22 protein-coding genes are annotated in these 18,365 nt (G+C 41.8%); 6 read left to right on the forward strand and 16 right to left on the reverse strand.

Features of this window, described 5'->3' with window-relative positions; all coding sequences use genetic code 11:
• Positions 1–15: 15 nt before the first annotated feature.
• The 3 genes from nuoL to ACMH5P_RS09665 form a co-directional block, all read right to left on the reverse strand.
• The gene (nuoL, locus tag ACMH5P_RS09655) at positions 16–1,896 is read right to left on the reverse strand and encodes an NADH-quinone oxidoreductase subunit L (RefSeq protein WP_459494161.1); all 1,881 of its coding nucleotides are present in this window, start codon (positions 1,894–1,896) and stop codon (positions 16–18) included.
• Positions 1,897–1,921: 25 nt separating this feature from the next.
• Complete coding sequence (gene nuoK, locus ACMH5P_RS09660) at positions 1,922–2,251, reverse strand: NADH-quinone oxidoreductase subunit NuoK (protein ID WP_459494162.1); 330 nt, start codon at positions 2,249–2,251, stop codon at positions 1,922–1,924.
• A gap of 62 nt (positions 2,252–2,313) precedes the next feature.
• Entirely contained in the window at positions 2,314–3,123 is an 810-nt protein-coding gene (locus ACMH5P_RS09665; RefSeq protein ID WP_459494163.1) for an exonuclease domain-containing protein, read from the reverse strand.
• A 52-nt stretch (positions 3,124–3,175) separates the two neighbouring features.
• On the opposite strand from ACMH5P_RS09665, the gene ACMH5P_RS09670 reads away from it, so the two are divergent.
• A complete protein-coding gene (locus tag ACMH5P_RS09670; protein ID WP_459494164.1) occupies positions 3,176–3,865 on the forward strand; it encodes a YjjG family noncanonical pyrimidine nucleotidase in 690 nt (229 codons plus the stop codon).
• On the opposite strand, the gene ACMH5P_RS09675 is transcribed toward ACMH5P_RS09670, so the two are convergent.
• Genes ACMH5P_RS09675 through ACMH5P_RS09695 form a run of 5 tightly spaced genes read right to left on the reverse strand, consistent with a single transcriptional unit; the run spans position 3,854 to position 6,542 of the window.
• On the reverse strand, positions 3,854–4,477 hold the full coding sequence (locus tag ACMH5P_RS09675; RefSeq protein WP_459494165.1) for a hypothetical protein: 624 nt from the start codon (positions 4,475–4,477) through the stop codon (positions 3,854–3,856). The two genes, ACMH5P_RS09670 and ACMH5P_RS09675, sit on opposite strands and share 12 nt — an antisense overlap.
• A 10-nt stretch (positions 4,478–4,487) precedes the next feature.
• Positions 4,488–4,790, reverse strand: coding sequence for a (2Fe-2S) ferredoxin domain-containing protein (locus tag ACMH5P_RS09680; protein ID WP_459494166.1), 303 nt, complete (start codon positions 4,788–4,790; stop codon positions 4,488–4,490).
• Position 4,791: 1 nt separating this feature from the next.
• The gene (locus tag ACMH5P_RS09685; protein ID WP_459494167.1) at positions 4,792–5,565 is read right to left on the reverse strand and encodes an exodeoxyribonuclease III; all 774 of its coding nucleotides are present in this window, start codon (positions 5,563–5,565) and stop codon (positions 4,792–4,794) included.
• Between the two features lie 3 nt (positions 5,566–5,568).
• The gene (locus ACMH5P_RS09690; protein WP_459494168.1) at positions 5,569–5,928 is read right to left on the reverse strand and encodes a hypothetical protein; all 360 of its coding nucleotides are present in this window, start codon (positions 5,926–5,928) and stop codon (positions 5,569–5,571) included.
• A complete protein-coding gene (locus ACMH5P_RS09695; RefSeq protein ID WP_459494169.1) occupies positions 5,928–6,542 on the reverse strand; it encodes a hypothetical protein in 615 nt (204 codons plus the stop codon). The genes ACMH5P_RS09690 and ACMH5P_RS09695 overlap by 1 nt, the downstream gene beginning before the upstream one ends.
• Before the next feature lie 202 nt (positions 6,543–6,744).
• On the opposite strand from ACMH5P_RS09695, the gene ACMH5P_RS09700 reads away from it, so the two are divergent.
• Entirely contained in the window at positions 6,745–7,986 is a 1,242-nt protein-coding gene (locus ACMH5P_RS09700) for a 4-hydroxy-3-methylbut-2-enyl diphosphate reductase (RefSeq protein WP_459494170.1), read from the forward strand.
• Here the strand turns inward: ACMH5P_RS09700 and ACMH5P_RS09705 are convergent.
• Genes ACMH5P_RS09705 through rpmH form a run of 6 tightly spaced genes read right to left on the reverse strand, consistent with a single transcriptional unit; the run spans position 7,980 to position 12,351 of the window.
• On the reverse strand, positions 7,980–8,864 hold the full coding sequence (locus ACMH5P_RS09705) for a fructosamine kinase family protein (RefSeq protein WP_459494171.1): 885 nt from the start codon (positions 8,862–8,864) through the stop codon (positions 7,980–7,982). The two genes, ACMH5P_RS09700 and ACMH5P_RS09705, sit on opposite strands and share 7 nt — an antisense overlap.
• Before the next feature lie 39 nt (positions 8,865–8,903).
• Positions 8,904–9,410 carry a DUF2480 family protein gene (locus tag ACMH5P_RS09710; protein ID WP_459494172.1) on the reverse strand — a complete coding sequence of 169 codons (507 nt, stop codon included), beginning with the start codon at positions 9,408–9,410 and terminating at the stop codon, positions 8,904–8,906.
• Positions 9,411–9,412: 2 nt separating this feature from the next.
• Positions 9,413–10,096, reverse strand: a complete 684-nt coding sequence (gene tsaB, locus ACMH5P_RS09715) for a tRNA (adenosine(37)-N6)-threonylcarbamoyltransferase complex dimerization subunit type 1 TsaB (RefSeq protein WP_459494173.1) — start codon at positions 10,094–10,096, stop codon at positions 9,413–9,415.
• Positions 10,093–11,751: a S41 family peptidase gene (locus ACMH5P_RS09720; protein WP_459494174.1), complete on the reverse strand. Its 1,659-nt coding sequence runs from the start codon at positions 11,749–11,751 to the stop codon at positions 10,093–10,095. The genes tsaB and ACMH5P_RS09720 overlap by 4 nt, the downstream gene beginning before the upstream one ends.
• On the reverse strand, positions 11,742–12,137 hold the full coding sequence (locus ACMH5P_RS09725) for a ribonuclease P protein component (RefSeq protein WP_459494175.1): 396 nt from the start codon (positions 12,135–12,137) through the stop codon (positions 11,742–11,744). The genes ACMH5P_RS09720 and ACMH5P_RS09725 overlap by 10 nt, the downstream gene beginning before the upstream one ends.
• Positions 12,138–12,195: 58 nt before the next feature.
• Positions 12,196–12,351, reverse strand: coding sequence for a 50S ribosomal protein L34 (rpmH, locus tag ACMH5P_RS09730; RefSeq protein WP_127802947.1), 156 nt, complete (start codon positions 12,349–12,351; stop codon positions 12,196–12,198).
• Positions 12,352–12,516: 165 nt separating this feature from the next.
• Here rpmH and ACMH5P_RS09735 point away from each other — a divergent pair, with 165 nt between their 5' ends.
• Positions 12,517–13,257 carry a glycosyltransferase family 2 protein gene (locus ACMH5P_RS09735; protein WP_459494176.1) on the forward strand — a complete coding sequence of 247 codons (741 nt, stop codon included), beginning with the start codon at positions 12,517–12,519 and terminating at the stop codon, positions 13,255–13,257.
• 54 nt (positions 13,258–13,311) lie between these two features.
• Here ACMH5P_RS09735 and rpsJ read toward each other — a convergent pair whose 3' ends face one another.
• Both rpsJ and ACMH5P_RS09745 read right to left on the reverse strand, forming a co-directional pair.
• Positions 13,312–13,617 carry a 30S ribosomal protein S10 gene (gene rpsJ / locus ACMH5P_RS09740; RefSeq protein WP_315575090.1) on the reverse strand — a complete coding sequence of 102 codons (306 nt, stop codon included), beginning with the start codon at positions 13,615–13,617 and terminating at the stop codon, positions 13,312–13,314.
• A gap of 106 nt (positions 13,618–13,723) precedes the next feature.
• The gene (locus tag ACMH5P_RS09745) at positions 13,724–15,913 is read right to left on the reverse strand and encodes a hypothetical protein (RefSeq protein ID WP_459494177.1); all 2,190 of its coding nucleotides are present in this window, start codon (positions 15,911–15,913) and stop codon (positions 13,724–13,726) included.
• 141 nt (positions 15,914–16,054) lie between these two features.
• Between ACMH5P_RS09745 and atpD the strand changes: the two genes are divergently transcribed.
• From atpD to ACMH5P_RS09760, 3 genes are read left to right on the forward strand one after another with little or no spacing between them, the layout of a single operon-like run.
• On the forward strand, positions 16,055–17,572 hold the full coding sequence (gene atpD, locus ACMH5P_RS09750) for a F0F1 ATP synthase subunit beta (protein WP_459494178.1): 1,518 nt from the start codon (positions 16,055–16,057) through the stop codon (positions 17,570–17,572).
• A gap of 7 nt (positions 17,573–17,579) precedes the next feature.
• Positions 17,580–17,810, forward strand: coding sequence for a F0F1 ATP synthase subunit epsilon (locus tag ACMH5P_RS09755; RefSeq protein WP_459494179.1), 231 nt, complete (start codon positions 17,580–17,582; stop codon positions 17,808–17,810).
• Positions 17,811–17,814: 4 nt separating this feature from the next.
• A complete protein-coding gene (locus tag ACMH5P_RS09760) occupies positions 17,815–18,351 on the forward strand; it encodes a hypothetical protein (RefSeq protein ID WP_459494180.1) in 537 nt (178 codons plus the stop codon).
• Positions 18,352–18,365: the final 14 nt, after the last annotated feature.

Below are 18,365 nucleotides of genomic sequence, written 5' to 3' on the forward strand. Positions count from 1 at the left end.
TTTGTCTATTAAAAATTACAAAATCCAAGTTCTTAAACTCAATGCGAGAATAAGGGTAATGGAAATAACCATAACGAAAATGTAATACCCCACATTCCCCGTTTGAATCCGACGGAATTCGGTCGAGGCATATGCCACAATTCGTCCAATACCTTCTACAATCAAATCGATTACTAAAAACTCCAACACTTGGAAACAGAAATTACCAAGAATTGAAATCGGTTTTACGATGATTAAATCGTATAATTCATCAATGTAGAATTTGTGATAGATAACTTTTTGGATTCCGCTAATGGACTCATCAGCACCTGGAACCGATTTTTTAACACCAAATATATAGATTGCTAAAAAGGCCGGTCCAAAAGCTGCCAACAATGGAGCGCCCATTTCTAGGGTCAAGAAGGAAACCTCCGCAGATTCTCCAGCTTCAGGTAGCATTGGGGCCAACCAATGCGCTAAGAATTCATTTCCACCTGCGAAATGAGGCAAGTTGATTAATCCTCCAATAACCGATAATACCGCGAGAACCATCAAAGGGAAGGTCATGCTCAAAGGGGACTCATGTAAATGATGTGCTTGCTCCTCCGTTCCACGGAAATCACCGAAGAATGTCAATATAAATACGCGGAACATATAGAATGAAGTCAGGGCAGATCCTACAATCGCTAAACACCACATCGCAAAATCATGGTGATATAAATGGGCTAAAATTTCGTCTTTAGAGAAGAAACCTGCAAATGGTGGAATACCTGCAATGGCAATTGTACCTAACAAAAATGTGAAATAGGTAATTGGCATTTTCGACTTCAAGCCTCCCATTTTACGAATATCTTGTTCGTCCGACATGGCATGAATCACCGAACCCGCTCCTAAAAACAAGAGCGCCTTGAAGAACGCATGTGTCATCACGTGGAAGAACGACGCTGTGTAAGCAGAGGCTCCCAAGCCCATGAACATGTAGCCCAACTGTGAGACCGTAGAGTAGGCTAATACCTTTTTAATATCATTTTGGAATAGACCAATCGCCGCACCTAATAAGGCAGTCGCTAAACCAATCCAACCCACGAAATGTAAGACTTCTGGGCTTAATTCGAAAATCACATTGGCACGAATGACCATGTAAATTCCCGCCGTCACCATTGTGGCTGCGTGAATCAAGGCCGAAACAGGGGTTGGGCCCGCCATCGCATCTGGTAACCAGGTAAACAACGGAATTTGTGCCGATTTACCCATAGCTCCAATAAACAAGCAGAAAGCAATTAAGCCTATGTTTTCAGGTACATTTCCAGAGGCAATCGCTTGGAAAATGCTTTGGTAGTTTGTGGTATTAAAGTTTTGAATCAATAAGAATATACCCACCAAGAAACCTAAATCACCAATACGGTTCATGATGAAGGCCTTGCGTGCGGCATCTCCGTAACTGTTTTTCTGATTCCAGAAGCCAATTAGTAAATAAGAGCAAAGACCTACGCCTTCCCAACCGATGAATAATACGGTGAAATTGGCCCCAAGAACCAAGATGAGCATGAAAAATACAAACAGATTTAAGAAAGCGAAAAACTTTCCAAATCCCGCATCATGCGACATATAGCCCATTGAGTAGATGTGAATCAAGGTGCCAACTCCCGTGATGATTAACAACATCAACAGCGATAATTGGTCCACTTGAAACTCAAAAGGGATTGATAAAGAACCCACCTTTATCCACTCGGCTAAGGTGTAAATCTGAGCTTTCCCATCAAAGTTTAGAAACAATTGCAAAGACAAAGCGAAGGCTACCAGTGGAGGTATCGTTCCAATGATTCCCGCACTTGATTTGTTTAATTTGGGGAAGGCTAATCCGTTGATAGCAAAACCTAAAAACGGTAATAGGGGGATTAAATAGACTAATGACATAGGAGGATCGTTAAAAGCGCAGTAATTAATTCTTGATTTTATTAAGTACGCCAATATCAATACTTTGAATATTACGGTAAATCATTACAATGATAGCAAGGCCTACCGCTACTTCGGCTGCCGCAACCGCCATGATGAAGAAAACGAATATCTGACCTGCCGGATCTGAATAATACGATGAGAATGCGGCCAATAATAAATTGACAGCATTTAACATTAATTCAATGGCCATGAACACGATGATCGCATTTCGACGTGTTAAAACCCCTAAAATTCCGATACAAAAAAGAGCAGAACTAAATAAAATGTAATGCGTCAGCGGAATCGTACGTAATACTTCTGGAATCGATTGCATAGTTAGTAGTTGAATGCATTTATGCGGGGCAAAAATACGAATAAAACTGAATTCTTAAGCCCCTAACGTTGAAAACCTTGTAATTTAATTTCGGTTAATTTCCGTTTGGTATCCATGGGGAAATCTCCCTTCATCATCCAATCATAATAGGACGGGTCCGATTTGAGCACCTCTAAAACAGGACGTCCCATGTGCTTTCCAAAATTAAACACCGCAACCTGATTTTTGTTGTAAATCATTCGATTGGCAAAGTCGATGGAATTGGAAGCGCTCAATTCATGCAAGGCATTCACATCATTTTGAATCGGGAAGAATTCATTTCCTTCGGAATCTTTCAGTGGAGTGTTCGCATAACGCTTCACTTGGGCATTTAAAACTTCCAATGTTGCCAAAACATCTGCCTCGGCACCGTGCGCACCAATCAGCTCTTTGTCACAATAGAAGCGGTAAGCCGCCGTCAGGTTACGCGGTTCCATCATGTGGAAGATTCGTTGGGCATCTACCAATTTTCTGTTTTTCATATCGAAGTCGACCTCTGCACGCAAAAACTCCTCCACTAACATCGGTACATCAAAACGATTGGAATTGAATCCTGCCAAATCACAACCCTCTAAAAAACCCGCGAGGGACTTTGCCACTTGTTTGAAATTCGGTTCATTCGCAACATCCGCATCATAGATGCCGTGTACCAAGGAAGCTTCTAATGGAATGGGAATACCTGGATTCACGCGGCGCGTCTTGACCTCCACAGAGCCATCGATATTCGCCTTCGCAATGGAAATTTCCACAATACGATCCTTGTTCACCATGATTCCGGTGGTTTCTAAATCGAAAAAGGCCAACGGTTTTTTTAATTGTAATTGATGCTCCATAGCTTATCAGAAATTAATAGGGACAAAGGTAGCTTATTATTACCTTTGTTCGATGAAATTTAGTCCAAAAGCCATTTTTTTTGATTGGGATCATACCCTCTGGGATCACGATCGAAATGCCTTCGAAGTCATTCAAGAATTAATGGTGGAACTTCCCATTGAACAATCGTTTTCACATAGCAATACCGATATTTGGGAAAAATTTCAGGCAATTAACGACCGATTATGGGACGATTACCAGCATGGTCGTATTTCACAAAAGGAATTACGAGAGACCCGTTTTGTCGAATTTTTTGAGGCGATGTCTTGGAAAGGGGATGCTCAACTTTTCTCGGATTTGTATCTTAGTCGGACCCCACGTAAAACGAATTTGCTGCCGGGGGCCTATCAGGTTATTGAAAGTTTAGCTAGCAAATACCCTTTGTATGTGTTGACCAATGGCTTCGATGACATTCAGCACGTAAAGATTCAGGGTGTTGGGATGAGTCATTTTTTTCAACGCATCATCACGTCGGAAGTGGCCGGGTGCAAGAAACCTTCGCCAGATTTCTTTCATTTTGCACTGAAGGAGGCACAATGCCTTGCCTCGGAAGTTGTCATGGTGGGGGATCATCCCATCATTGACATTCAAGCCGCTGAGGCCGTGGGAATTTCGGCGATTCATCTGCATGTTCGGGAAGAATCCGAAACGTCGAATATCCGAATTAGCCAACTAAGTCAATTGTTGGATTTATTCGAATAAGGACAATTGATTGTCGTTGGATTTTCGATCGAAAATCTTTTTATCCCGAATGAATTTTTTATTCTCTTCCAAAAAAGACTGGAATTGTTCGATTTGAGCATACAGGGGGCTGAAATCGTATTGATTCAGAAAATAAGTTTCCTTGTATACTTCTTTGAAGTCGGTAATTACATAGTCCAACTGCTCTATCCCAAGTTTTTGAAGCCCCAATAAATAGAGGTTTTGGTGGTTGTTCGCGAATCGACCTGCTTCGTAATAGGATGTGGATTTTAAATCAAAGGCTACCTCTTCGCTTACACCATCCACATAGCCATAAATCAAGGCATTTTTGTAGCGTGACTCAACATAATATTGAGTTTTGTATTTTTCAGGTAAAAGAGCTCTTGCTTTATCAATAATTCCTTCTTCGAATAATTCCTCGTCTTCCCCTAAGATTACCGCACGCTCAAAGTCCATTCCTTTTTGTTGGGCTTGTGTACTTGGTTTTTTCACGCGATTGATTCGCTCAATCATCTCGATTTCATCCACAATGATTTTTCCAGCCTTGTCCCTTGCTTGCTGCAGGTACAAAGAAAATGAATTCAAGAGTGTTGGGTATAAACGATATTGCATAGCTAACTAATTATCCGATTTGCAGTCGGCTCACCACGTCCCCTTCGATCAAATGTTTCTGTGTAATTTCTTTGACATCATCCAGGCTGACATTTCCATAAAAAACGCCTTCAGGGTATACAACCATGGCAGGTCCTTTTCCACAAAAATCTAAACATCCCGCGCGCTGAAGACGGATTTTGGCAGGACTCCCTGCTTCCGCATAGGCTGATTTGAATGCTTCTACCAATTCCATCCCATGGCCAGAGCCACAACATTTTTTAGGAGCATCCTTGTCGTTTGCGCAAATAAAGACGTGTTTTTCGAAGTGCATATTAAGCTGTTTTAAGTTCTACGACAATTGGGCAATGGTCCGAATGCATGGCATCAGGTAAAATATAGGCATTGGCAATCTGATCTTTTAAATTCGCACTTGCCATGTGGTAATCGATACGCCAACCTAGATTTTTTCCGCGGGCACCTGCTCGGTAACTCCACCAAGAATAAGCATGCGCTTGTTCCGGATTGATTAAACGGAAGGTATCTACAAACCCGTTGTTCACAAATGTCTCCATCCATTCACGTTCCTCTGGCAAAAAACCAGAACTATTCGCATTTCCTTTCGGATTGTGAATGTCGATGGCCCGATGACAAATATTGTAATCCCCCGAAATAATCAAATTCGGAATTTCTTTTTGCAAGTTTAGTGCATAGGTATGAAAATCGGAAAGCCATTCCATTTTGAAGGCCTGACGTTCGTCACCACTCGAACCCGAGGGCATATATACACTCATGACCGAAAATTGCTCAAAATCCAAACGCAAAACGCGTCCTTCAAAGTCGTATTTTTCGATTCCACAGCCAATTTCTACATGCTTGGGTGTGAGTTTAGAAAAAATGGCTACCCCGGAATAACCTTTCTTTTGCGCCGAATGCCAATGGATCGAATAACCCAACTGCTCAATTTCTGAGGTGTCTACTTGGTCAAATTCGGCCTTCAATTCCTGAATGCAAATGATATCGGCTTGTTGGTCGGCCAACCAAGATGTGAAGCCCTTTTGAATCGCAGCTCGGATTCCGTTCACATTGTAACTAATTATTTTAGTCATCGTTTAATAGACTTCGGTTTCAAAATAATGAATAATATGGGCTTTTAATAAGAGATCCTGCTCTTTTAGATTTAGGGACGGAACGGGGTTGACCAAATTCCAATGGGGCCATCCGGCCTCATCCAAACCTTCTAATTCATAAAATCCACTATAGCTTAATACTTTGCAAGTAGCAATGTGCATCAAATCTTGTTTTTCCTCTTTGGTAAATACCTTATGTCCTATTCCCAATTCTTGAACCCCTATTAAAAACAAGATGGATTCGAGATCACTTGGTCGTTTATTAAATTGTTTTTCAAAGAAATCGAGTACTTTTTCCCAAGAAGCTTGGACGACGGCAGGTTCAAAATCAATCAAGTCCATTAGGGGTGTAGGTTTACTTTGAATTTAGCGGAACCCAGAATTGCTTGTTGGCCTGCTGGATTATTCCCAATCAAAACCAAATCACCCGAAATGGCATCCTCGGAGTAGGAGGTGATGTTCACGCGGCCAACGCCATTAGAGATTCCCGCCGAATTTGGACGAGTGGCTTCGTAAAAATTATTCTTATTTTGATAATCTTGAATGTCCTTGATCAGATTTCCAATATTGTTGGAAGTACCATCGCCTGGGATAAAGTAAGTTCCCACTCCCTTAAAATTTTTAATCTGCGTATACACCGTTTCGGAGTCATTGACGCTTGTAGCCTTTATTTCCAACATCGTTTCATCGCTGATCTTCAAAATTGTCGCTGACACTTTAGTCGTATTGATGTTGTATGAAGCGTTTTTGTCGAATGAGACCGAGCCCGAAAAATACCCTGATTGCTTGGGAGCTTCACTGAACGAGTGCTCTACGTTAATTAGAATCGCGAAAATGAACAACCCAATGTATAAAAAGATGATTGGATTGCGGAATAATGAAATCAAACCACCACTCATCGGGTTGGTTAAAACAGAACGCCAAAATGTAAATTTGCTAGTTCTTGACTTGCTCATTTGTATTTAAGGGTTGTTGATTTCGTAGATAATTACATGTAAAATTAACATAAACTATTCATTCATCCACAACATCTTTGTAAATCAATTATTTAATGGTAAATAAGCGTAAGGTTGCCTGATTCCCAATCGTCTTTTGTAAATTTGGAAACACTTCCCCCGTTTAAGGGTTATTTGTGCATAATAACGCAAACTGCATCGCATGAAATCATTTTCCATTCCTAGCTTGTTTAGCAGTTCATTGATTGGTTCGATCAAGGAAAAAAGACGGTTACGCGATAAATTAAAAAAAGACTACAGTCCAGCTTATTTTAATTTTGGGCCGGTTGAGATATACTTGTCTCGCCATTTTGGCTTCTGCTATGGGGTAGAAAATGCGGTAGAAACTGCCTACAAAATCATCGATGAAAATCCCGGGAAACGAATCTTTCTCCTTTCGGAAATGATTCATAATCCAGCAGTTAATGCCGATTTACTGGATCGAGGGGTCGCGTTTATTCAAGATACCAAGGGGGGACAAATCATTCCTTGGGATGACTTAAAATCAACGGATATTGTCATTGTGCCTGCCTTTGGAACAACGCTAGAGATTCAAGCTAAACTGAGCTCGATCGGAATCGACACCTATGCCTACGATACGACATGCCCTTTTGTTGAGAAAGTATGGAATCGTGCGAATGCCATCGGTCAGAAATCCTACTCGGTCATTGTTCATGGTAAACCAAGTCATGAGGAGACAAAAGCAACTTTTTCGCATTCGCAGGCAGTTACTCCTACTTTAGTTATAAAAGATTTTCAGCAGGCTGAGCAGTTAGCCTATTACATTCGCAAAGAGAAGTCGGCCGAAGACTTTTACGATGAATTTGAAGGGCAATACTCCAAAGGTTTTAACCCAGAAACTGATTTAGAACGTATTGGTGTGGTGAATCAAACCACGATGCTTGCCACAGATACGCAGGAGATTGTTGATTATTTACGCGAAGAAATAATCAATTACTACCAATTGAAACCGGATCAAATCACCGATCATTTTGCCGATACGCGAGATACCCTGTGTTATGCTACGAATGATAATCAAAGCGCAACTTATGGACTACTCGAGATTGAGGCCGATTTTGCGATCGTAGCGGGTGGATATAATTCATCTAACACCGCCCACTTGGTGGATTTGTGTGCTGAAAAGTTACCCACTTATTTTATTAAATCTGCGGATAAGCTGATTACACCTACGGAAATTTTACATTTCAACAACCGTAAAAAAGACGAAATTCAAACCTTGGATTTTATCCCTCAAAAGCAGCCGGTACGAATTCTCTTGACTTGTGGGGCTTCCTGCCCGGATGCCGTGATGGAAGAAATTTTCCGAAAGCTTGTTTCCTTCTTTCCTGGAGCTAAAGACCCTGATGTGGTGGTCGAGGAATGGTTAAATTCCTTCGATCAATAGCTTGCCAAGATTTTATTAACTGCGGGTAGATATCCTTCTCCAAACAAATTTACATGGACCATCAAGGGATACAAATTGTATAGGGGAATGCGCTCATGAAAGCCCTTTTCAATCGGAAAGGTTTGATGATAAGCTTCATAAAATTCGGTAGGAAATCCACCAAACATCGTCGTGAACGCTAATTCGGCTTCCCGTAATCCAAAATAGGAGCAAGGGTCAACGAGCGTTATTTCACCTTGTGCATTTACCATGGCATTGCCAGACCAGAGGTCACCGTGCAACAAAGCGGATGGCTCATTGGGGATTAGATTTGGCAATTTTTCATATAAAGCCTCGAATTGGCTCTCCATTTCCGCAGAAATTCTGCGATGATAGATGGCATCATCTACCTGTTTTTTTAAGCGTTTTTGGATAAAAAACTGGACTCCGTTGGATTCCCAGGCATTATCTTGCTTCGCAGCTCCAAGGAAGTTGGTGTAATCTAAGCCATGACCCAGCGAGCCTGTATTTTGATGTAAATGAGCTAATTTATGACCAAAATCAGGCCAATATACTTTTGATTTTTCGGCCGACTGGATGCATTCCATCATGAGATATTCTTTCGCATCTAAATTGCCAACGCCTAATACGCTCGGGACATCAATCGCCTCCGTGTTTTTAATGAGCTGTAGGTTTTTAGCTTCTGCCTCAAATAGACCTTGATGTTCTCCTTGCGTCCATTTGATAAAATATTCAGACTGGCCCGACTTAACCCGAACGGCCAAATTAAAATTTCCCCCATAAAAAAATTGAAGGTCATCAATCTGAGTGCCCGCACCAATATGTTGCGCTAAAATCGCTGAAATAAATTGATACTGTTCTTGAGATTGTTGGGACATACAGAAAATCGAAAGCTTAAATTTAGGAAATAGGTCGGATTATCTTGCTTTTTTATACAAAGGAACCGTACTGCAAGGTTCCCCAAAAAAGATACTTCGGACGATTGGGCGCAATCGATTCGTTAAGGCCACATATGCGTCAGTCGGTACAGCCTCTTTAGAACAGCCTTTCACCACAATTTTACCATTCACATAGGGTGTTAGATCTAGATTTTGAATCATGGATTGAAAGAGTTGATTTTCTAATTCCTGAAGTGTTCCGAAATGAATCGTTGAGGCTATTGGGCTGAGTTGGGTACAGACCAACATATATGCCCAGGTGGGAATGATAGCATCCGTACTACATCCTATCGCCACATGTTTTCCGGTATATTGTTGCCAATCATGGCTTTGAACAAAGGCTCTGAAATCTTTTTCACGTAAAGCAAGGCCCATGTAAAGTTGGGGTGCAATATCGAAAAAGATACGTTCGCCGCCCGGCCGAAGACATTCCAAATCGATTTGGATTAGGCCACTTTGTTGGACTTTATTGACAATCTCCTCCATAGCTAGATCGATTTAATTTTGGGTTTTGTCCCCATGAACTCTTTTAAATATTCGGGTTCAGCCTGTACCAGGGCTGCAAATTGTTGACTTAGGTAGGCTTGGTAGGCATCTTCCCCCATATACTTAGCCTGTGGGAATGGCTGTTCATCCGAAAAGCGAATCATCGGGTTGAGGCAGGATGCTTGCCATTTCAAGGCGCCGTTTCCGAACGCAAGGGTTGGTTGATTTAGGTTTTCAAAAGAATTCGCTTCTAAAACAACGGCAGCTGTTTCGACGATTTCCGACCGGGTTTGTGGATCGAATACCGCTGCGTAAACCTCCATTCGTCTGGCATCCATCATGGGAAGGAGTAAATGGGTTCCCCCTTTTTTATCCCAGGCATTTGCCATGATTTTCAAGGTATTTAGGCTAATCAATGGTTTTTCTAAGCCGAAGCATAGCCCTTTGGCGGTTGCTAAGCCTATTCGCAAGCCTGTGTAGGAACCGGGTCCAATCGAAATCGCTATAGCATCCATGTCCTTGATTGTCAAGTTAGCTTCTTCACAAGCAGCCTCAATTAATCGCGTTAAGCGCTTGCCGTGGCCACCTTCTTCGAGCGTTTCTTTCGTGGCAAGGAGCTTCCCCTCGCTGTGAATAGCGACAGAACACAAAGGAGTGGATGTTTCTATGCTCAGAATTAGACTCATGGTTTTTCGCGTCGCGTTAGGATGGATGCAAATTTAGTGGGTTTGCCTAATAGTTCAATGGCCGCAAGGATGCTAGGGTCTCTTCGGACTGACCATGCATTTAGGCCTTTTTGAAGGTAGTAATGCATAATCATTTCTTGCTCCAAAAGTGGTTTTAACTCCTGGGTATGACGGCTAAACTCGCGGTCTATTTTTGTGTTCCAGCTTTCAGATTGTGCAAGGATGTTTTTTTGTAAATCGGCATAGTCCGATTGCTCACGGGTAGCTTCTAGTAATTTTTTTACTTGGTGCTCTACGGGAGATTCGTAGCTAAATTTTGATTTGCTTAGCGTGTTTTTGAATTGTTCCAATAATGCCGCATCAGCCGTAAATTGGTCAGCTGGCGCAATGCTCGGATGATTAGCGTGGTACTCGCTGGCAAATAGAAAAAACATATCCTGTTTTAACAAAGCTTGGGCAAAATGGGATAGCGCTTTTTTATCATTCACTTGGTCAGGGAGAATACCTCCGCCATCTACGACTTTCCGACCATTCTTTGTGTAAAAAGTCTTGGCACTTGAATCTTGGAATGCCTTGGCGGAACCATCGGCATTTTTATGTTGGTAGTCCAGGGCTTGAATACAACGTCCGCTCGGAATGTAGTATTTAGCTGTGGTAATTTTCATTTTTGTTCGGTAGGGCAAATCTCGGGTAACTTGTACTAGCCCTTTGCCATAACTTTTTTGGCCAAGGATCACAGCCCGGTCATAATCTTGTAAGACACCTGCGACAATTTCGGCGGCTGAGGCCGTACGATTATTGATGAGCACTACGATGGGAGTTTCCGTATCAATGGCTTGGTTGAGCGCTAGGTAGCTTTTGTTCCATTCTTCTACTTTTCCGCGCGTTTCTACAATCTTCGTGCCCTTGGGGAGGAATAAGTTACAAATATCGATTGCTTGAGTCAATAGTCCACCGGGATTATTGCGAAGATCCAATATCAGTTCTTTCATTCCCTGTTTCTTCAATTCAACGATGGCATTTTTTACTTCCTTGCTTGCGGAGGCGTTAAAATCCTCCAATAGGATATAGCCTACGCCGGGTTGGATGATGGCAGTATTGACTACATTTTTAATTTGTACCGTCTCTCGCTTGATGCTAAAAATCTGTGGAGTGGATTTGCCCACCTGAAGCACCTCAATGTTGACATTTGTACCTGAGGCCCCTTTCATTAAAACGGCCGGTTCCGTTTCGGGTGTATCTTGAAGTCGGGTACCATTAATTGCTAGAATCTGATCGCCAATGCCCAGTCCAGCACGGTGCGCGGGGCTATTTTCTTCAATAAAAGTAATGCGTTGGGTTTTGTCGATTTCTGAAAGAATGATTCCGATTCCCTGGTATTTGCCCGTCGTCATTTGAAGGAAATCATCGATTTCATCTTCGGGGTAATACACGGTGTAGGGGTCAAAGCTTTTTAATAATGCCTCGATGGATGTCTCTGTAGCTTTTTTGGGATCTACTTCATCCACGTAAAATGTATTCAGTTCTTTGAAGACTGTCGCATAAATATCTAAGTTTTTGGCAATGTCAAAGAATCGGTCACCGGGTTTCGTGAAGGCGAGAAATAAGCCAGAAATCAGCAAAAATGCGAGAATTTTATGTGTACTTATTCGCATAATGTGGGCGTTGTGAGGTCTTTTAAAATGCCAATCATTCGTTTTTCAATTTTGGCATAGGGCTCAATGGTTGAACCAATATAGACAAAACCTATGTAATCTGGTAATGGCTGGAAAGCTGGACCTACGAAATGCGGCTTATTTAAACGATATGCCTCTCGGATTCGACGCTTTAATAAATTTCGGTGGACCGCTTTCTTAAACTTTCGCTTGGGAACGGAAATCACGATTTGTGGCGCTGCGAGTTTTGCCGCTGTATTGGCTAGGTACAAAACTCGAAAAGGATAGACAAAACGTTGTGAAACGCTTGTACTATCCTTTTGGAATAACGAATCGATTAGCTTGACTTGGGTTAATCGTTCGGATTTAGGAAAACTGAAATTCATGGCATGATTACTTATGGAATAAGTAAATGGCCTAAATCAGCTAAAACTAAATTATGGCTTATTTACCTCTCTTCTCGTCAGAAACAGATAACTTATGGCGACCTTTCGCGCGACGTGCCGTTAACACACGACGACCGTTTGCAGTAGACATACGCTCACGGAATCCGTGCTTGTTCTTTCTTTTACGTACTGAGGGTTGGAATGTTCTTTTCATTGCTTTATTAATTAAAATCCGATTTAGAATCGAATTGGGTTTGCAAAGGTACGGAAAAATATATTTTTGTCAAGTCTTCACTTAAAAAAAATACTTTTCATTCTTTAAAATAGAGCGAGGTGCTTTGAAAGGGATTTTATTATCTTTGGTTTTTAATCAAATCCATTGAAAGTTTCCATTCTGACCGTAAGTTTTAATGCTGTGGCTACGCTCCAACAAACCATTGAGAGCGTGTTGGCCCAGGATTATCCTGATATCGAATATTGGGTAATCGATGGAGATTCAAAGGATGGGACGAAAGAACTGTTGGCGAGCTACGGAGATCGGATTAACTACATATCGGAACCAGATCAGGGTATTTATGATGCCTTCAACAAGGGGCTTGCCCTTGCAAAGGGTGATGTGATTGGGGTGATTGGTGCGGATGATTTTTACCCGAGCTCGGATGTCATTCGTTCTGTCGTGGAGGTTTTTGAGCAACAAGGCGTTGATTCGGTCTATGGCGACTTGCAATTTATTGATCCCGTAAGCTCAAAAGTGGTACGAAAATGGAAGGCGGGAGAATACAAGCGTTCCAACTGGCTGTTGGGTTGGATGCCGCCGCATCCCACATTTTATGTGAAGCGGAGCGTATACGAAGACTTGGGAAGTTTCAAAACACATTATACCTGCGCAGGGGATTATGAATTCATGTTGCGGGCCTTGTACAAACACGGGATTTCCGTGGCCTATCTGCCCAAATTATTGATGACCATGCGGAATGGTGGTACGAGTACGGCATCTTTAAAGCATCGCTGGGTGGCCAACTTAGAAGATCGACAGGCTTGGCGAGAGAATGGCTTGAAGCCATATTTTATTACCGTTTCGCTGAAGCCGTTGCGGAAGATTTTTCAACTTTGGTCATAAAAAAAACCTCTTCGATTGCTCGGAGAGGTTTTTTTATTGAATTGGGACCGAAGGTTAAACTTTGATCTCAACATCAACACCTGATGGTAATTCTAATTTCATCAAAGCGTCAACAGTTTTTGCTGAAGAAGAGAAGATATCAATTAGACGCTTGTACGTACATAATTGAAATTGCTCACGCGCTTTCTTGTTCACGTGTGGTGAACGCAAAACTGTGAATTTCTCAACTTTAGTTGGTAATGGAATTGGACCAGAAACAACAGCTCCTGTTGCTTTAACCGCCTTAACGATTTTTTCAGCTGATTTGTCAACCAATGTATGGTCGAACGACTTCAACTTGATGCGAATTTTTTGATTCATCTTGTTTGGTTCATTAGGTGAATGCAGAATGAAAGAACCATTGACTCCATCATGCATGTAATTTTGGTTTGCAAATCTACGGCATAATTATCTGATAGACAAGGCCTCAATTAAATTTTTGTCTTTCTGTAGCTAGAGCTTGTGCTTCTGAGAGCGTGGTTTTATTGGCCTCGTAGGTGCTCGGGCTTAATTTTTTTAAGGCCTCAAGCGCCTCATTCCCATAGGTGATTTCTCCAATATGATAAGCTTGTATCGCATAGATTAGGTAGTAAACCGGGATATTTTCATTCCATTGGAGGGCGGCCAATGCGGCATCGTAGCCTTCCTTTTCTTTTTTTGCTTGATTCAAAAGGGCAAGCGATTTTTGTAATACCTCTATTTGAAAGGGGTATTTGTCCAATGCGACTTGAGCCTGTTGCCAATTTTCAATACGAGGACTGGTTTGAGGTTCCAATAGACTTTGTTTCCAAAAACCTAAAATTTGCTGGAGTCCCTCTGTTTTTGATGTCGTATCCGCACTAATCAATAGATTGACCTTTTGGAGCGCCTTTAGGCATTTCCCATGATGAAATTCTTGCCAAGCATCGAGGAGTTTGATTTCAGGGAAAGTAGCTAAAACGCTAGGATTTTTCATCCAGTCGGAAGGAATTAATGCGGCCTGATCTTTGGCCCAAAGATTATAATTGTAGATGAGCGCCCAAACGCGTAAATCTCCTCCCGGACTTGTATCATATACAGATTTGGGTTCAGTGAATTTGTTCCCTTTCAACATCGAGATGGCAACCTGGTTGGCTTGAACTGCAGGGTCATCTTGATTTTCAAGGGCTGATTGCAGCTCCTTGGAGGCATATAAATAATTGGCTAGCGCAATTGGATGCGAGGGTTTCATCCGCCAAGCTCGTTCATAGTAATGCTTGGCGGAATCCGCCGATTGCAAGTTTTCGAATTGTCGAGCTAATTGTGTGTTCATCTCCAAAGATTCAGGGAATTTTTGTTGGCCCTGTTGAAGTGCGAATAGCGCCTCAAAGGATTTGTTAGCTTGTTGATATATCGCTGCCAAAGCTATGTATTGTGCAGGTTTTGGGTGTTTCACATTGGCGGTTGTCAGGTAATAGGCTGCCGTTTCTACGTCCTGTACGTCAAGAGCCATCGCCGCTAAACTTAGATTACTCTTAGCGTTTAATTTACTATGAATCATGGCTCGTTGGTAAGCAAATTCCGTACCTTGTTTGTCTCGGCGGAGTAAAGCGATATCGCCTCTTTCATTGTAGTAGGCGGCTTGTAGCTGATGCCAAACGGTGCCATTCTTTGCGAATACCCATGCTATCCCTAAAATAGTTACTCCAATGTATATGATTCGCAAGTCAATGTGTGGGGCCTTGTGAACGATTTTATAAACAGGGAGGTTCTGGGAAAGAGGGGTTCTGAAATTGCTGTAAATGAATAGGGGAAATAACAAGAGCATTAAAATGAAGCAGATGAGTGTCCAATGCTGAAAGGCTTGTATCCCAGCGTCATTTCCAGAAATTAATAATAGTAGGACTGTGCCCAAACTTGCCATGCCCAAACCCCAAACTAAGGGCTTATTAAAGAAGTTGGGAAGAAATGAATAGGCGCTCCATGCGGCCACGAAAAAAACCAAACCGGGTATCGCTAAGGGAATATCCCATGCTAAATAGCTATTTCCATAGCTCAGGATTAGATTAGCTAAATAAAAGCTACTGAAAAATAGCCAATTCTTTTTGCTTTGCTTTGGTGTTTCTGTCTGTCCGAATTGGAATAGAATTCGAGGGATTGAGGCGGAAATAAATACGGTGGTCAGGACAAGTGTAAGTATTCCTAGGCTAGTAAGTTGGTCAATAAGGATGAGGGAAATATCCGCCAAGCTGGCATTTGAGTTCGTGAAATAAATAACGAAAGCCCAAGAGAGGAAGCCGCCGAAAAGATAGCGATAACTGAATTGCCCCCATTGCTTGAATCCGATGAGTAGTAGGATTAGTACAAAAGACATGTTAATCAGGTATGCCCCATAGGTGATTGAATTATTGAAATGGGGAGTTGCGACGAAAGATTGTCGAATAAAATAGACAGTGCTTTCTAGTTGGCCAGTCCCATTCGAATCCACGATAGCTCTATCGGGAATAATTTCGCTGACTTCTTGAAGAATCAATGGACTTGGGCTTCCTACAAAATAATAGGCTAGACAGCAGAGGCTGACTAGGCAAATGAAAGCGGGAAAGGCAAATTGGGATTTCGGGCTCAAGGTCTCATTTTTTTCTCGAGCCAATTTCTGCATAAACTTTAATTCATTCAAAGAATTGGGCTGATTTTGTTAAAAAAAAGGAGAAAAATACAATACTCATTTTTGTTTATTGGAAATTCCGAGCTAATTTTGCGCTTCGAATGGATATCTCATTTTTATAAATTAAATTTTCAAATGGCAAACGCAGTTAATAAAGGGAGAGTTGCTCAGGTTATTGGGCCTGTAGTCGATGTGAGCTTCGAAGGCGATGGATCACATTTACCAGCAATTTTAAATGCTCTTTCTGTTACCAAATCAAATGGTCAGGAACTTATTTTAGAGGTTCAACAACACTTAGGAGAGGATCGTGTAAGAACGATTGCGATGGAGGGTACTGAAGGTCTTCAGCGTGGTCAAGAGGTTGTGGACAAGGGAACTCCGATGACTATGCCAACTGGCGAAGGTATTAAAGGTCGTTTGTTTAATGTAGTTGGAGATGCGATTGATGGTATTTCTCAGCCTAAATCAGATAAGGGATTGCCGATTCACCGTGCAGCACCTAAGTTTGATGAGTTGGCAACAACCACTGAGGTATTATTTACAGGAATTAAAGTAATCGACTTATTAGCTCCCTATGTAAAGGGAGGTAAAATTGGTTTGTTCGGTGGTGCCGGTGTAGGTAAGACCGTATTGATCATGGAGTTGATTAACAACATTGCGAAGGCTTACGAAGGTTTATCTGTGTTTGCAGGTGTAGGAGAGCGTACGCGTGAAGGAAATGACTTATTGCGTGAGATGATTGAGTCTGGCGTTATTAAATATGGTGAAGAGTTTAAGCATGCAATGGAAGCAGGGGAGTGGGATCTATCGAAAGTAGATCAAACGGAATTGGCTAAATCGCAAGCTACTTTGGTGTTTGGTCAAATGAACGAACCTCCAGGAGCTCGTGCTCGTGTGGCTTTGTCAGGTTTGACTGTTGCGGAGCACTTCCGTGATGGAGATGGCGAAGGTCAAGGACGTGATATCTTATTCTTTATTGATAATATCTTCCGTTTTACTCAAGCGGGTTCTGAGGTATCTGCCCTTTTGGGTCGTATGCCATCCGCGGTAGGTTATCAGCCAACATTGGCAACGGAGATGGGAGCGATGCAAGAGCGTATCACTTCGACAAAGCGTGGTTCCATTACCTCGGTACAAGCGGTTTACGTACCTGCCGATGACTTAACGGATCCAGCGCCGGCAACTACGTTTGCCCACTTAGATGCGACGACGGTATTGTCTCGTAAAATTGCTGAATTAGGAATTTACCCAGCGGTGGATCCTTTGGATTCATCATCTCGTATTTTATCTGCAGAAGTTTTAGGTGATTCGCATTACAATACGGCTCAACGAGTAAAAGAAATTTTACAACGTTATAAAGAGTTACAAGATATCATTGCAATCCTTGGATTGGATGAATTATCGGAAGAAGATAAGTTAGTCGTATCTCGTGCACGTCGTGTTCAACGTTTCTTATCACAACCTTTCTTTGTGGCTGAACAATTTACAGGCTTAAAAGGCGTTCTAGTAGATATCAACGATACGATCAAAGGTTTCAATGCGATTATCGATGGAGAGTATGACCACCTACCAGAGGCGGCGTTCAACTTAGTAGGTACAATTGAGGATGCGGTAGTTAAAGGAGAGAAATTGCTAGCAGAAGCTGCTAAATAAGAAAACTATGTTTGTAGAAATTATTACACCCGATCGTAAAGTATTCTCAGGAGAAGCTTCTGTGGTTACTTTACCTGGCGTGGATGGTTCTTTCCAGATTTTGAATGATCACGCGGCATTGGTAAGTACCTTGGATAAAGGAACACTTTCGGCTGATAAAGAGGTCTTTCAAATTGAAGGTGGAGTTGTTGAAGTATTAAACAATAAGGTGTTAATTCTAGCTGAAGGCGTCAATTAATTCTATGAAAAAGCTCGTTTATTTATTGTTAGGTGTGATTTTGTTGAGCTCATGCTCAGAGAAGACGCAATTGACTGGTTCCTTAATGTCTTTAATTAAAGAGAATCAATTGCCTTTGGATAAAATTCAGTTTTACAATGATAATGCGTTGTTTTTGGAAAGAGAGCTCAATGCGTCGGATGCCAACGTAAAATCAGGTAAAGTCACGATTGTCAACGGTAAGTCGATTAACCGCGTGAGCTTGGAGCAAGAAACTCCAGGCGTTTTGGTTAAAGAGAACAAAGATCAATTGTTGATTTCTTTTGAAGCGGGAGCTGGGGAGGAAAAGAGTTTGCATTTTGCACCTGTATTGGGAGAGCGCGGAGAGTATTACTATCAGTTGGTCGATGATACAGGAAGTCCAACATTTTCTCGTTTGACCTATGATGGCAATAAGTATTTGCTTTACAACAAAAAGAAGGTTCGTTTACTGATTATGAAGTCGTCTTTCTCTGGTCTGAAAGTTAGCAGCAAGCGAATGCGTGGTAATCGAATTAAATAATTAACATTTTTACA

The sequence above is a fragment of the Aquirufa sp. 5-AUSEE-100C1 genome (assembly GCF_054558655.1).

Excerpts from the sequence above, each read along its gene's own strand:
- ACMH5P_RS09675 (WP_459494165.1), bottom strand. The coding sequence starts at position 4,477 with ATGCAATATCGTTTATACCCAACACTCTTGAATTCATTTTCTTTGTAC.
- ACMH5P_RS09685 (WP_459494167.1), bottom strand. The coding sequence starts at position 5,565 with ATGACTAAAATAATTAGTTACAATGTGAACGGAATCCGAGCTGCGATT.
- ACMH5P_RS09680 (WP_459494166.1), bottom strand. The coding sequence starts at position 4,790 with ATGCACTTCGAAAAACACGTCTTTATTTGCGCAAACGACAAGGATGCT.
- ACMH5P_RS09690 (WP_459494168.1), bottom strand. The coding sequence starts at position 5,928 with ATGGACTTGATTGATTTTGAACCTGCCGTCGTCCAAGCTTCTTGGGAA.
- ACMH5P_RS09745 (WP_459494177.1), bottom strand. The coding sequence starts at position 15,913 with ATGCAGAAATTGGCTCGAGAAAAAAATGAGACCTTGAGCCCGAAATCC.
- ACMH5P_RS09695 (WP_459494169.1), bottom strand. The coding sequence starts at position 6,542 with ATGAGCAAGTCAAGAACTAGCAAATTTACATTTTGGCGTTCTGTTTTA.
- ACMH5P_RS09700 (WP_459494170.1), top strand. The coding sequence starts at position 6,745 with ATGAAATCATTTTCCATTCCTAGCTTGTTTAGCAGTTCATTGATTGGT.
- rpmH (WP_127802947.1), bottom strand. The coding sequence starts at position 12,351 with ATGAAAAGAACATTCCAACCCTCAGTACGTAAAAGAAAGAACAAGCAC.
- ACMH5P_RS09705 (WP_459494171.1), bottom strand. The coding sequence starts at position 8,864 with ATGTCCCAACAATCTCAAGAACAGTATCAATTTATTTCAGCGATTTTA.
- nuoL (WP_459494161.1), bottom strand. The coding sequence starts at position 1,896 with ATGTCATTAGTCTATTTAATCCCCCTATTACCGTTTTTAGGTTTTGCT.
- ACMH5P_RS09755 (WP_459494179.1), top strand. The coding sequence starts at position 17,580 with ATGTTTGTAGAAATTATTACACCCGATCGTAAAGTATTCTCAGGAGAA.
- nuoK (WP_459494162.1), bottom strand. The coding sequence starts at position 2,251 with ATGCAATCGATTCCAGAAGTATTACGTACGATTCCGCTGACGCATTAC.
- ACMH5P_RS09725 (WP_459494175.1), bottom strand. The coding sequence starts at position 12,137 with ATGAATTTCAGTTTTCCTAAATCCGAACGATTAACCCAAGTCAAGCTA.
- rpsJ (WP_315575090.1), bottom strand. The coding sequence starts at position 13,617 with ATGAATCAAAAAATTCGCATCAAGTTGAAGTCGTTCGACCATACATTG.
- ACMH5P_RS09670 (WP_459494164.1), top strand. The coding sequence starts at position 3,176 with ATGAAATTTAGTCCAAAAGCCATTTTTTTTGATTGGGATCATACCCTC.
- tsaB (WP_459494173.1), bottom strand. The coding sequence starts at position 10,096 with ATGAGTCTAATTCTGAGCATAGAAACATCCACTCCTTTGTGTTCTGTC.
- ACMH5P_RS09720 (WP_459494174.1), bottom strand. The coding sequence starts at position 11,751 with ATGCGAATAAGTACACATAAAATTCTCGCATTTTTGCTGATTTCTGGC.
- atpD (WP_459494178.1), top strand. The coding sequence starts at position 16,055 with ATGGCAAACGCAGTTAATAAAGGGAGAGTTGCTCAGGTTATTGGGCCT.
- ACMH5P_RS09710 (WP_459494172.1), bottom strand. The coding sequence starts at position 9,410 with ATGGAGGAGATTGTCAATAAAGTCCAACAAAGTGGCCTAATCCAAATC.
- ACMH5P_RS09760 (WP_459494180.1), top strand. The coding sequence starts at position 17,815 with ATGAAAAAGCTCGTTTATTTATTGTTAGGTGTGATTTTGTTGAGCTCA.
- ACMH5P_RS09665 (WP_459494163.1), bottom strand. The coding sequence starts at position 3,123 with ATGGAGCATCAATTACAATTAAAAAAACCGTTGGCCTTTTTCGATTTA.